We start from the raw sequence: 13468 nt of genomic DNA, 5'->3' as shown, positions 1-13468 counted from the left end.
GACTTGTTAACATGAAAGCGACAATACCCAAAAATATTGTATTTTTATAATGCTATGAAAAAAACAAGAACGCAAAGAAAAGGATTCGTTTTTAAAAGATATAAAGCGCCTTTTCAATCTCCTTTTGAAAAATTATTCGATATATTTAAAGAGCTCATAACGCATACTTCTGGAGATTTTGATGAAGCTATAGATTGGCTAAGAGAGCTTGATAAAGAATATAAATTAACGACACCAGATTATACTATTGAAGACTTTATTGAAGATTTGAAAGCTAAAGGATACATTCGTGAAGCCGTAAAACCAAATGGTAAAGGCGGGATGACTATTACAGCGAAAACCGAACGAGCCATTCGACAGGCGGCATTAGAGCAAATTTTCGGACAAATAAAACGGAGCGGTTCTGGCCAGCATAAAAGTCAGTCTCAAGGAGTAGGAGACGAACATACGGGTGATTTTAGAAACTATCAGTTCGGAGATGCTTTGGATAAAGTTTCTATAACAGAAAGTTTACGTAACGCTCAAATAAATAATGGAATAGATGGGTTTCGCTTAACCGAAGAAGACTTGGTGATCGAAGAGACCTTGCACAAATCGCAAATGAGTACAGTGTTAATGATTGATATTAGTCATAGTATGATTCTGTATGGAGAAGACCGAATCACACCAGCCAAAAAAGTAGCAATGGCATTAGCAGAGTTAATTACAACACGATACCCGAAAGATACATTAGACATTTTAGTTTTTGGGAATGATGCTTGGGTTATAAAAATTAAAGACCTTCCGTATTTAAATGTAGGACCTTATCATACTAATACCGTTGCAGGTCTAGAGCTAGCAATGGATTTGTTACGAAGAAAACGTAATACAAATAAACAAATTTTTATGATTACCGACGGGAAACCAAGTTGTTTGAGGTTGCCTGACGGTAATTACTACAAGGATAGTAATGGTCTTAATCCTTACATCACTAATAAATGTTATGCGATGGCACAACAAGCAAGAAAACTTCATATTCCTATAACAACATTTATGATAGCTCAAGACTCCTATTTGATGCAATTTGTACAGCAGTTTACACAAGCGAATCAAGGAAAAGCATTTTATACAGGATTAAAAGGCTTAGGAGAAATGATTTTTGAAGATTATGAAACCAATAGAAAGAAACGTATTAAAGGATAGTTTTAAAAGAAAAGAATAGGTCATAAAATGAGCATAAAAGCAATTAAAACATTAGGCGAATTACAAAAAACGAATTACAGATCTAAATCTATAAAGGATGAATTAAGAGCGAACTTAATAGCACAGATAAAAAATAAAGAAACCCCTTTTACAGGGATATATGGTTATGAAAATACAGTAATACCAGAGTTAGAACGTGCTATTTTATCAAAGCATAATATTAATTTGTTAGGGTTGAGAGGCCAGGCAAAAACACGTTTAGCGAGGTTAATGTTGAATCTATTAGATGAATATATTCCAGTTGTAGAGGGCTCTGAAATTAACGACGATCCTTTGCAACCCATTTCTCGCTATGCTATTGAATTAATACGAGAAAAAGGAGCAGAAACGCCAATTACATGGATGCATAGAGATGCGCGTTTTGCCGAAAAACTAGCAACTCCAGATGTAACAGTGGCAGACATTATAGGGGATGTTGATCCTATAAAAGCAGCCAATTTAAAACTTAGTTATGCAGACGATCGCGTAATTCATTATGGAATGATTCCTAGGGCAAATCGCTGTATTTTTGTTATTAATGAGTTGCCAGATTTGCAAGCTAGAATACAAGTAGCTCTTTTTAATATTTTACAAGAAGGAGATATTCAAATACGGGGTTTTAAATTACGATTACCTTTAGATATGCAATTTGTGTTTACAGCCAATCCTGAAGATTATACTAATCGGGGGAGTATTGTAACGCCTTTAAAAGACCGTATTGGTTCGCAAATATTAACGCATTACCCACAAGATATAGAAACAGCTAAAATTATAACAGCACAAGAAGCAAAATTAGAAACGATTCAAAAAGAGCGTGTTACTGTTCCTGAATTGGCTAAAGATCTATTAGAACAAATTGTTTTTGAAGCCAGAGATAGTGAATATGTAGATACCAAAAGCGGGGTTAGTGCACGGTTAAGTATTACCGCATATCAAAATTTAATTAGTGCAGCAGAGCGCAGAGCTTTAAAGAATGGTGAAAACACCACGATGGTAAGGTTAAGCGATTTTCTAGGAATTATTCCAGCTATAACAGGGAAAATAGAATTAGTATACGAAGGCGAGCAGGAAGGAGCTGCAAAAGTGGCCTATCATTTAATAGGAAGCGCAGTACAAAGCTTGTTTTCTGAGTTTTTTCCTAAAATAGAGAAGCTACAAAGAGAAGAGGATGAAAGTCCATACGACACTATTGTATCTTGGTTTTTTAATAAAAGTGAAGGCTTTGAGTTATTAGACGATTTGAGAGATAAAGAGTATATAAGTCTTTTAGATGCCATATCTCCATTAGATGATTTGTTAGCAGCATACCAGCCACGATTAGCAAAGGACGAAAGCTACTTTGTTAAGGAGTTTGTGTTGTGGGGATTGGTGGAGTTTAAACTATTGAGTAAGTATCGCTATATGGAAGGGATACAGTTTAAAGACCCGTATGGGAGTTTTATAAATGGATTATAAAATAAGAGTAAAATAGATCCCATTTTATAGATTGTAAACATTTTAAAAGCTCAAGATAATATTTTACGCTTGAGTTTTAAAAAAGCTTACAAATTAATGTTAATGCGTTTTGCTACAGAGGCTTATCTAGCCTGTTCTATTGCCGTTTTCTATGAAACGTTCGGATTGGAGTAACGTAATTTCTTTGGCTCCATCAATTTCTCCCAAAATAAGACATTCACTCATTGTTGTAGCTATTTGTTTTGGAGGAAAGTTAATGACAGCAACAATTTATTTTCTAATCAAACCCTTAACCAAATATAATTGGGTTATTAGAGCCGAAGTTTTATGGATATAAATAATGATTTATTTATGCTTATTATCACGCTCTTTATAATCGTCTCTTTTTACTCTGTGTCTATACTTAAATTGTTCAATCATTTTTTTTCTAAATGAATGATCAGCTTCTATGAGTTTTATAACTCTTTTTGCTGACAATATTTTTATGAGTTTTTCATAATATTTTTTTTTAAGCTCTAGACGTTCCTGTTCTGTTTTTATTATATTTTCTAGGAAAGTTTGAGCCTCAGCATCTGTTAAGTCTTTTGAATGTTTTTCTTTAGAGGTTTTATAATGATAAGTACGTAATTTTTCTCTAGCGTTTTCATAAGTATTATAAATAGGCCAAAACGCTTGTGCTTCTGTTTCGGTTAAATTTAAGCTTTCGGTAATGTGAGCAATTTTTAATGCTTTTAACTTACTTTTATTAGGTTTTTGAGCATAAACACTCATAATAGAAAGCGTTAAAACGAGCACTATAAGTCTTTGTTTTGTATTCATTTTATTGTGAAATTAATTCATTGTCTTCTAAATAATCTAAGTACGTTTCTAAAGTGTCGTCGCTTAAATATTGAGCAAAACTGTTTTCGTCTAATTCTTCGTTGGTAAACAGTGTTGTTATATCGTAAAGATCTGTTTCATTTAATACATAATGATCGATTAACTCTGTATCTAAAGAGCTAAAGGTTGTTGGCTTGGTTGTATTTAAACTAAAAAATAATATAATTGTTGCAGCGATACTAGCGGTATAAAATAATACGTTTTTATTAAATAAGGAGACGACCTTATTTTTCTTTTGCATAGCAATCTTATCAATAATATCGTTTTCTAAAGTGTTAAGATATTGCTTAGGAGCTTGAAAACCAGAGTTGTTTGTTGCTTTTTTACGTTCTTTGTTATTATAAATAGCAGCTTCTAAACCTTCAAAATAGCTGTCAGGTACTTTGAATCCAGAGTCCTTTATGTCGTGTAAATTTGTAGTCTTCATAATATATTTAGTGTAATAATATACTAATAACAGCTCAGTTATTATGGATTTAATGTTAAATAGCGTTCAATTTTTTTTACAGCAATGTGATACGATGCTTTTAAGGCACCCTCACTAGTCTCAAGAATATCTGCCATATCTTTATATTTAAGTTCTTGAAAATATTTCATATTAAATACCAATTGTTGCTTATGCGGTAATAGAGCTATCGCTTTTTGTAATTTTAATTGTATTTCGTCCCCTTCAAAATAAACATCTGCGTGTAAATTGTTTATCGTGATATTTTGAAGGTCTTCATTTGTTATTTGTAATCGTTTAGCCTTCTTGTTTAGGTGTGTAATAGATTCATTTGTTGCAATACGATACATCCATGAATATAATTTACTTTCTCCTTTAAAGCAGTCAATATTCTTGTACACTTTTATAAAGGTGTTTTGAAGTACATCATCTGCATCATTATGAGACTTAACAATATGCCTTATATGCCAATATAAACGCTCTTTGTAAAGCTTTATTAATGTTTTGAAGGCTTTATCTTTATCGTGTTTAGATTGTAATTGTACTAAAAGTTCGGTGTCTTCGATCACAAAATTAATTTTCTATAGGACTATGGAATTTAAATAAGGTTTAAAATATTATTTTTTAAGATATAAAGTTAGCTAATGTAGGGCTTTAGATGTTGGTTTATTTTAACATAAAAATCGACCAAGAGTTGCTATTCATCGATAAAAAGTGTTTTTTTTTGGAGGGTATGTTTTTTTATATTATTTTTGGTTAACATACATACTTAAGTTGTTAGTCGCCCCAAGTCTAACACGGAATGAAAAAGGATAAACATTATGTTTATCCTTTTTTTATGTGTTATATATTTGAGATAGTGAATGTTACTCGAAACTTTGCATCTCCACAAGCTTTTTATAAATACCATTTTTAGTTATAAGCTCATTATGCTTTCCTTGTTCTGCTATTTCTCCTTTTTTCATTACAATAATTTCATCAGCATTTTGAATGGTTGATAGGCGATGCGCAATAACAATAGATGTTCTGTTCTTCATCATATTTTCTAGTGCCACCTGGACTAAACGTTCACTTTCGGTGTCTAAGGAAGACGTCGCTTCATCTAATATCATAATAGGCGGATTTTTAAGGACGGCTCTAGCAATACTTATACGTTGCTTTTGTCCTCCAGAGAAATTGCTACCAGCGTCTCCAACATTAGTTTCTAGTTGTTCTGGTAAATCTTTTATAAATTCCCATGCATTTGCAATTTTAAGAGCTTCGACGATTTGTTCGTCAGTAGCATCTTCTTTACCTACAAGGACATTATTTTTTATGGTATCGTTAAATAGTATTGAATCTTGTGTAACGAGTCCCATTAAGGAGCGAAGCGAATGGGTATCCATGTCTTTAATATCTATCCCATCAATAGTAATAGCGCCTTCATTTACATCGTAAAAACGAGTTAAAAGATTTGCGATTGTACTTTTACCACTTCCAGATTGTCCTACCAAAGCGATTGTTTTACCTCTAGGGACATCGATAGAAAAGTTTTTTAGTACGTTGTCTTTTTTATATCTAAAATTAACGTCTTTAATGGAAATGTTATTCGTAAAATCTTCTTTTATAATGGCATTTTCTTTTATTGGAATGGTATCTTCTTGCTCTAATATTTCAAAAACACGATCGGCAGCAGCAACACCATTTTTCACAGCATATGAAGCTTTAGAAATTGCTTTTGCAGGTGTTAAAATATTATATGCTAATCCCATAAAAGATAAGAATACTTCTCCTTCTAATGTTTTTTCTATTAAAACGAGTTGCCCTCCATACCATAGTAATACGGCGATAGTAATTATACCTAAGACTTCACTTAAGGGCCCTGCTAAGTTGTTCTTATTCCCAATACTATTGGATAGTTTTAATAGGCGGCTTACAGAACCATTAAACTTTAATCCAAAATTCGATTCCGCATTATAGCTTTTTATAATTTTAAGGCCAGATAAACTCTCCTCTACAATGGATATTAAAAATCCGCCTTCTTGTTGTAAACGCGTAGATTTAGATTTTAAATTTTTACCTATAATAGAAATTATAAACCCAGCAACAGGAATAAAAAGGAATACAAATAAGGTTAACTTCCAACTAATTGTAAACATAAAAACTATTGAAAAAATAATAGTCATAGGTTCTTTTACAACAAGTTCTAGTACTTTAAAAAAAGAATTTTGTACTTCGCTAACATCACCTAGCATTCGTGCCATTACATCCCCCTTTTTTTGTTCTGAATAGAACGGAATAGGGAGGCTTATAATTTTTTGATACATCGTTTTCCTTAGGTCTGCTAAAACGCCATTACGAAGATGCATAATATGTAAAGAAGCTAAGTAGTTGAATACGTTTTTTAATAAGAAAGTCACTATAACAAGCCCAACAACCAATAATAAGCCATATTGTGCACCATAATTTTCATTGAGTTCGGAAACATTGAAATAGAAGGATTCTTTTAAAAAACCTGGTAATTCTTCGATGCCATTATAAATGGGGGCTTTGTCAATTTTTTTAGACTTGTCAAAAAGCACTTCCATCATAGGGATTAAAGCGACGAATGATAGTGTGCTAAAAAGTGCATAAAGCACATTGAAAATGACATTCCATACCACATTAGTTTTATAGGGTTTAACAAAGGGAAGTAATTTATGTATTATTTTTTTCATTTATTTGAGATTCATAGTCTTTAAAATAGCGTCAATTTTTAGCTCTAATTGCGCTTCGGTTTTAATAAAGTCTTCTATAGATTTTAGAGGTGCATTCACACTAATATAGAATTTTATTTTTGGTTCTGTACCACTTGGTCGTAAGGCTATTTTACTACCATCTTCAGTATAATAAATAAGGACATTAGATTTGGGAACAGCAATGCTAGTCGTAGCTCCTGAAATCATATTCTTAGCTACAGATAATTGATAGTCTTCTATACTTGTAACCTTAGCATTATTAACAACTAGTAAAGGGTTTTTACGGGCATTTACCATCATTTGTTTTATTTCTTGAGCGCCTTTAATTCCTTTTTTTGTTATCGAGACTAGGCGTTCCTTATATAAACCATGTTTAAGGTATAACTTAATTAATTCCTTGTAAAAGGAGCTGCCTTTGGCTTTGGCTTGAGCAGCAATCTCACAGGCTAGAAGAGTTGCTGTAACAGCATCTTTATCTCTAACAAAATCACCAACCATAAACCCAAAACTTTCTTCACCACCGCCTATAAAATCTAGATTAGGGAAATCTTTGATCATTTTTGCGATCCATTTAAAACCTGTTAAGCCAATTTTACAGTCTACATTGTAGGCTTTAGCTAAAACGGACATCATCGGAGTAGATACAATTGTACTCCCAATAAATTGATTATTGTTGAGTTTACCGTTAATCTCCCATTGTTTTAAAAGGAAATCGGTCATCATCACCATGGTTTGATTGCCGTTAAGTAAAACCAATTCATTCTCAAGGTTTCTTACAGCAATTCCCACACGATCACTATCAGGGTCGGTTCCAATAACAATATCACCATCAACTGTATTTGCTAGGTTTAAAGCCATTTTTAATGCTTCTGGTTCTTCAGGGTTAGGGGATGATACTGTTGGGAAATCACCATTAGGCTCTCGTTGTTCTTCAACAATATGAACAGTAGCATAACCTGCGCGGTTAAGAGTTTCAGGAATAGTCATTATTGAAGTGCCATGCAAAGAGGTAAACACAATATTTAAATTGTTTTTAGCTGCTTTAGGAGTATTAAAACTTCCGTTTTTAATCGCTGCATCAATAAAAGCAGTATCTATTTCTGGTCCTATATATTGTATTAAATTGTTATTGGCTTCAAATTTTATTTCAGCATAATCTATTGCATTTATAATTTGGATAATCTCATGATCTTGCGGTGGTACGAGTTGCCCGCCATCTTGCCAATAGACTTTATAACCATTATATTCCGGTGGATTATGAGAAGCTGTTAAAACAATGCCACAATGGCAATTTAAGTGTTTTAAAGCAAAGGACAGCTCTGGCGTAGGGCGAAGATCTTCAAACAAAAAGACTTCTATGTTATTTGCCGAGAATACATTGGCTACTATTTTTGCTAGCGCTTTACTATTGTGTCTGCAATCGTAAGCAATGGCTACTTTAAGGGACTCGTTAGGAAATACCTTATGCATATAATTACTAATGCCTTGTGTATTTTTACCTAAAGTATATTGGTTAATGCGATTGGTGCCAATACCCATAATACCGCGCATACCACCAGTACCAAATTCTAAGTCTTTATAGAAACTTTCTTTTAATTTTGAAGGATCTGTAGCTATTAGGTGTTTTATATGATCTTGAGTCGCTTTGTCAAAAGCAGGGGTGATCCATGTATTAACTCGTTTTAAGAGCTCTGGTTCTATATTTGTCATTGTTTGTTATAATAGATTGCAAAAATAAGCAATTTTAAAAATGTTAAAACTTAAGAGTGCTTTTCATTTGCATTAAAGTTTAATTTTTTCTTAATTAAATAGCGTTTTTTATCGTTTTTAGTACGTAATATGATTTCGCCTAAGAACCCTGCAATAAAAAATTGTGAACCAATAACCATTGTTACCAATGCGATGTAAAATTGGGGGCGCTCTGTTATTAATCTTCCCTCTGGATTAAAGAATAATTTATCGATGCCTAAATAGGCCGAGAAGGAGATACCAACAATAAACATAATAACACCTAAAGCTCCAAAAAGATGCATGGGACTTTTCCCAAAACGTGAAATAAACCAGATGGTTATTAAATCTAGAAAACCATTAATAAAGCGTTCTATTCCAAATTTAGTTTCACCATATTTTCTTGCTTGATGCTGTACAACCTTTTCTCCAATATTGGTAAATCCTGCATTTTTTGCAAGTACAGGAATATATCGATGCATCTCTCCATTAACATCTATGTTTTTTATAACATCGTTATGATAGGCTTTAAGACCACAATTAAAATCGTTTAGTATAACGCCAGAGGTTTTTCTTGCTGCCCAGTTAAAAAGTTTAGACGGGAGGTTTTTTGTAAATCTGTTGTCGTAGCGTTTTTTTTTCCATCCAGAGACTAGATCGAATTTATTATTTACAATCATATTGTAAAGTTCTGGAATTTCATCAGGGTTATCTTGCAAATCAGCATCCATTGTAATAATAACGTTTCCAAGTGCTTTTTTAAAACCAGCGTGTAAAGCTTGAGATTTTCCATAATTCTTTAAGAATCGAATTCCTTTTACATTACTGTCATGTTGCGATAAACTAGTGATAGTATCCCATGAATCATCTGTACTCCCATCATCTATAAATATGATTTCATAAGAAAAATGATTGGATTGCATAACCTTTGCAACCCAATCATATAATTCTTTTAGAGATTCTTTTTCGTTAAGTAGAGGTATGACTACAGATATGTCCATAAAATAAATCTGAAATTTAATATTTCAAAGATATGATTATTCTGCGTTTACTGGGTTTCTTTTTAAAATTAAAGAAATAATTAGTCCAATAACTGAGAAAAAAACCAAACCTTTAGCTAAAGAAAATAATTGAGCTCCTATTGATTGTGTATCTTGGTTTTCGATTGTTTCTATTTGTTTAGCGATATCATCTTGAGAGGCTCCAAAATTTTGAAGCATTGATACAGATTTTTCAATAGCTATTTCTTTTAATTGAAGAGCCGCCTCAGGATCAATTACATTAAATATTATAAAACTTGTAATTGCACTAATAATAGTTCCTATTGCTATTGTGATGAAGTAAGAAGAAAAAGCATTTTTAAAACTAATAAATCCCTCTAATTCTTTTTTAGCGTTAATTGTAGAGAATGTACCGAAAGCAATAATTATTACAGGTATAGTTAGAAGTACCAACCATAAATTAACAAGCAGTTCAATTTTTAAAGCATAACTTAATATAGTTATTGCAGCAAGCAGAAAGCCTAAGTATAGGCCATAATTAATTGCTGATGATTTGATAGAAGTTTCCATAATAGTTTGTAATTTTATAGTTTGTTTATGTTTGGTTAGTATTCAAATATAATGAAACGTTACAAAAATAAGTTTAAAATTATTCTGTAAAATTTGTTGTTAGTTTGCAAAAAAGAATTAAATTTGCACCTCGAAAATAGAATAGAATTAAAGCATTTAGCGATGAAAAAAGGTATACATCCAGAAAATTATAGAATGGTAGCATTTAAAGATATGTCAAATGAAGACATATTCATAACTAAATCTACAGCTAATACGAATGAGACTATTGAGTTTGAAGGAACAGAATATCCTTTAATAAAAATGGAGATCTCTAGAACGTCACATCCATTTTACACTGGTAAATCTAAATTAATTGATACTGCTGGACGTATTGATAAATTCAAAAACAAATACGCTAAATTTAAAAAATAATTTTAGCATATCGATATATAAAGCCTTTCAATTTATTGAAAGGCTTTTTTGTTCTATACAATTTAGATTATTTTTGAATATATAACGATTTGAATTGTAGATTTAAATTCTAAAACACACCTTATAATGAATTACATTCTTTTTGATGGCCCCTCTCGTAATCAATTGTTACCGTTCACTTATACACGACCAGTAGCAGACATTAGAATAGGAATTTTAACTATTAGAGAAAAATGGGAGCGCTACTTGGAAGCTACAACCACTACGATTACCGAGGATTATCTTTCTGAAAAATATCCTATGGTGGAGCTAGAAAAGAATATTATGATTAATGCATCTTATTGTCCAAATGCGGAATTGGTTGTTTTAATTAAAAATTTAAAAGCCAATCAAGCAATTTTTAAAGACGATGAGGTTATTGCTTTTTTTACAATAGAAGCACAAGAGGCTATAGATTTAAGTACATTTGAGGCTATAGAGTTTAATGATGATTTATTGAAGGTAGAACATACTTGGGATGTCTTTTCTAAAAACGAAGCCGCTATTAGTCATGATTTTAATCTACTAACCAAAGGACGTGAATCACAAGCTATACCAAGCTCTAACAATGTTATTGCTCCAGAAAATATATTTATAGAAGAAGGTGCTACATTAGAATTTGTAACATTAAACGCGAGTTTTGGCCCTATTTATATTGGTCGTAATGCAGAAATAATGGAAGGTACGATTATACGTGGCCCACTAGCATTATGCGATAATGCAACCTTAAAATTAGGGACTAAAATATATGGGGCAACAACTATAGGGCCTTATAGTAAAGTTGGAGGAGAGGTTAATAATTCGGTGCTATTTGGGTACTCAAATAAAGGACACGATGGGTTTTTAGGAAATGCTGTTATAGGGGAATGGTGTAATTTAGGAGCAGATACTAATAACTCTAATTTAAAGAATAATTATGCCGAAGTTAGGCTGTGGAATTACGAAACTGAAAACTTTGCAAAAACAGGATTGCAATTTTGTGGTTTAATGATGGGAGATCATAGTAAATGCGGTATTAATACAATGTTTAACACAGGAACCGTAATTGGAGTGAATGCAAATATTTTTGGAAGCGGTTTTCCACGAAACTTCGTTCCTAGTTATAGTTGGGGCGGGAGCTCTGGTTTTACAACTTACAATACTAAAAAAGCCTTTGAAGTTGCCGAAGTAGTAATGTCTAGACGAAATATTCTGTTTTCCGAGAAAGAAAAAGCAATCTTATTGGCGGTTTTTGAAGAAACAAAGAAATTTAGGCGGGACTAATTGTTTTAATTACTAGACTGTTTTTTTACGTGTTTTAACTCTAAGAGGTTAATAGGATTGTTGCCTAACCCTGAAACATCTTTTCCTTTAAAACGAACCACTTCATCGTAGTATAAAGGAATTATTGGAGTTTCTTGCATTATTAAGCTATCCATTTTGGTATAGAGTGATATGCGTGCTTCTCTATCTGTTTCAGTAAAGGATTGTGTGTACCACAAGTCGAACAAGTCATTTTTAAAATGCGTATAATTGGGGCCGTTTGGGGCAAAATTTTCACTAAAATAAAGCGATAAGTAGTTTTGGGCATCAGGGTAATCGGCGACCCAACTGGCTCTAAATAGGTCTAGTTTTCCGTTAGATTTAGCTGTTTTTAAAGTAGAAGCAGGAATCACATCAATAGTAATTAATAGACCTATTTTTTGAAGCTCTCGCTGTATATATTCACAAAAATTCAAATAATTTCCCGTTGTTGTTAGAGTGATTTCTGGAGTATTGTTTCCTGTTTCTATTTTGTACTGAGAGAGTAATTCCTTTGCTTTTTCAGGCTTATAGCTAAACCCTATAGATTTGTTGTAACCAGGTAATCCTTTAGGGATAAAACCACCATTAGCGGGAATACCAATGCCATTTCTTAGGAAAGTCATCATTTTTTGTCTATCGAAACCATAATTTATAGCTTGCCTAAGCTTTTTAGATTGTATTTCAGAGACATCAGACGGCATAAAAAAAGCTAAGTATTCGGTATTTAAATAGGGGCCTCTAATCATATCAATACTATTGCTGTATTTTTTTCGGAGTGTGCCTTTAGACGTTAGAATATCATCTTGATATGAAGCATCCAGAGAGTTTAGAAAATCGAGATTACCTTGTATAAATTGAAGAAATTCACTTTGTTTATCTGGTAAAAAAGTAATCGCGATAGCTTCAAGGTAAGGGAGAGGTTTGCCTTTAGTATCTGTTTCAAAATAATTATTGTTTTTACGAAAAACCAATTTAATATTTTCTTCCCAGCGTTTAAATTTAAAAGGGCCAGTACCAATGGGATTAGCTCTAAAATCATTACCATAAAAGGTTACAATCTCTTTAGGAACTACGGCACAGTATTTCATTGTTAATAAACCTAAAAATGCAGGAAATGCCTGCTTTAATTTAATCTCTAAAATAGTATCGTTTACAGCAGAAATAGTGGCAACTTTATTCATAACCCAGCGTCCGGGAGACGCAACGTTATCATCGATGAGTCGGTTCAGGCTATATTTAAAATCTGAAGCAGTGACCGTTCTGGTAGACTCTTTTCCAAACAGGGAATGTTTATGAAATTGAACGTCATTACGTAATATAAAAGAGTAGGTTAGTGCGTCGTTAGAGATAGACCAATGTTTTGCTATAGAAGGTTGTACTTCTAGGTTTTCGTCCATTTGTACCAAGCCATTGAATAACTGGTTTACCGCCCATATATCTGCATTATCCTTAGCAAAAGCAGGGTCTAAGGAACTAATATTTTTATGCTCGTTATATCTAAAAACAAGATGCTCTTTATTTGAATTTGTGTTTTTTTCGCAAGCGTAAAATAATAGAATGATACAACTTGCTGTAAAATAATTGCTTAGGGATTTAAAATGTCTGAGTGCGCGTTTTATCATTTTATATATTAGTTGTAAATTTGCAAGCCAAAAAATACATTAAGAGAAGTCTAAATATCATTATATTAAAGTTGCTCTGTGTTTACATCAGTA

General features: G+C 32.5%; 12 protein-coding genes. 4 read left to right on the top strand and 8 right to left on the bottom strand.

Annotation, left to right across the window (positions count from 1 at the left end; all coding sequences use genetic code 11):
* The first annotated feature begins 54 nt into the window (after positions 1–54).
* Together AC2D8I_RS02340 and AC2D8I_RS02335 are read left to right on the top strand one after the other, a co-directional pair.
* Complete coding sequence (locus AC2D8I_RS02340) at positions 55–1182, top strand: vWA domain-containing protein (protein ID WP_484704381.1); 1128 nt, start codon at positions 55–57, stop codon at positions 1180–1182.
* 27 nt (positions 1183–1209) lie between these two features.
* Positions 1210–2676 carry a MoxR family ATPase gene (locus AC2D8I_RS02335; protein WP_484704380.1) on the top strand — a complete coding sequence of 489 codons (1467 nt, stop codon included), beginning with the start codon at positions 1210–1212 and terminating at the stop codon, positions 2674–2676.
* Between the two features lie 345 nt (positions 2677–3021).
* On the opposite strand, the gene AC2D8I_RS02330 is transcribed toward AC2D8I_RS02335, so the two are convergent.
* From AC2D8I_RS02330 to AC2D8I_RS02300, 7 genes are all read right to left on the bottom strand, one after another.
* Positions 3022–3495 (bottom strand): hypothetical protein, encoded by a 474-nt coding sequence (locus tag AC2D8I_RS02330; RefSeq protein ID WP_484704379.1) that lies wholly within the window; start codon positions 3493–3495, stop codon positions 3022–3024.
* Between the two features lies 1 nt (position 3496).
* Positions 3497–3982: a hypothetical protein gene (locus AC2D8I_RS02325; protein ID WP_484704378.1), complete on the bottom strand. Its 486-nt coding sequence runs from the start codon at positions 3980–3982 to the stop codon at positions 3497–3499.
* Between the two features lie 41 nt (positions 3983–4023).
* A complete protein-coding gene (locus tag AC2D8I_RS02320; RefSeq protein ID WP_484704408.1) occupies positions 4024–4566 on the bottom strand; it encodes an RNA polymerase sigma factor in 543 nt (180 codons plus the stop codon).
* Positions 4567–4866: 300 nt separating this feature from the next.
* Positions 4867–6696, bottom strand: a complete 1830-nt coding sequence (locus tag AC2D8I_RS02315) for an ABC transporter ATP-binding protein (protein WP_484704377.1) — start codon at positions 6694–6696, stop codon at positions 4867–4869.
* Positions 6697–8427 (bottom strand): phospho-sugar mutase, encoded by a 1731-nt coding sequence (locus AC2D8I_RS02310; protein ID WP_484704376.1) that lies wholly within the window; start codon positions 8425–8427, stop codon positions 6697–6699.
* Positions 8428–8477: 50 nt separating this feature from the next.
* Complete coding sequence (locus AC2D8I_RS02305) at positions 8478–9446, bottom strand: glycosyltransferase family 2 protein (protein ID WP_484704375.1); 969 nt, start codon at positions 9444–9446, stop codon at positions 8478–8480.
* A gap of 36 nt (positions 9447–9482) precedes the next feature.
* Positions 9483–10016, bottom strand: a complete 534-nt coding sequence (locus AC2D8I_RS02300) for a DUF4199 domain-containing protein (RefSeq protein WP_484704374.1) — start codon at positions 10014–10016, stop codon at positions 9483–9485.
* A gap of 162 nt (positions 10017–10178) precedes the next feature.
* On the opposite strand from AC2D8I_RS02300, the gene AC2D8I_RS02295 reads away from it, so the two are divergent.
* Both AC2D8I_RS02295 and AC2D8I_RS02290 read left to right on the top strand, forming a co-directional pair.
* Positions 10179–10430, top strand: coding sequence for a type B 50S ribosomal protein L31 (locus AC2D8I_RS02295; protein ID WP_484704373.1), 252 nt, complete (start codon positions 10179–10181; stop codon positions 10428–10430).
* 126 nt (positions 10431–10556) lie between these two features.
* Entirely contained in the window at positions 10557–11732 is a 1176-nt protein-coding gene (locus AC2D8I_RS02290; protein ID WP_484704372.1) for a GlmU family protein, read from the top strand.
* 5 nt (positions 11733–11737) lie between these two features.
* On the opposite strand, the gene AC2D8I_RS02285 is transcribed toward AC2D8I_RS02290, so the two are convergent.
* Positions 11738–13375 (bottom strand): ABC transporter substrate-binding protein, encoded by a 1638-nt coding sequence (locus tag AC2D8I_RS02285; RefSeq protein ID WP_484704371.1) that lies wholly within the window; start codon positions 13373–13375, stop codon positions 11738–11740.
* Positions 13376–13468 lie beyond the last annotated feature (93 nt).

This window comes from Lacinutrix sp. YIN62, from assembly GCF_057219185.1.
This window is presented reverse-complemented; position numbering and strand designations above follow the sequence as displayed.